Here is a 251-nt window from a genome sequence, read left to right as displayed (position 1 = left end):
TAAATCCTATAGAACAGATGTGGGCATGGGTTAAACGTAAGCGTAAAGAATGGTTGATCGACTCAGTCGATGAGTTATTTCAAGTTTTTTTCGAATCCTGTATGAATAATAAAGTAGTTTGACTATACCATTGGTAATCGACATAGCCTTTATCAAAAACTACAATGCTGCCAGCAGGAAACTGGAATTTGCGGCCTTGTACCATGTCATTTTCTTTGCCATTTTCAACTGCAACAAACTCAGGAATATCA

The 251-nt window shown here is 37.1% G+C and carries 1 pseudogene; it reads right to left on the bottom strand.

From position 1 onward, the window contains the following. Positions 1–112 precede the first annotated feature (112 nt). Positions 113–251, bottom strand: a pseudogene (locus ACEWB7_RS18870) (IS4 family transposase); the annotation flags it as partial.

Source organism: Acinetobacter sp. NIOH-H-8, assembly GCF_046635365.1.
Lineage (GTDB): Bacteria > Pseudomonadota > Gammaproteobacteria > Pseudomonadales > Moraxellaceae > Acinetobacter.
The sequence above is the reverse complement of the archived record's forward strand: the minus strand, read 5'-3'. Positions and strand labels throughout refer to the sequence as shown.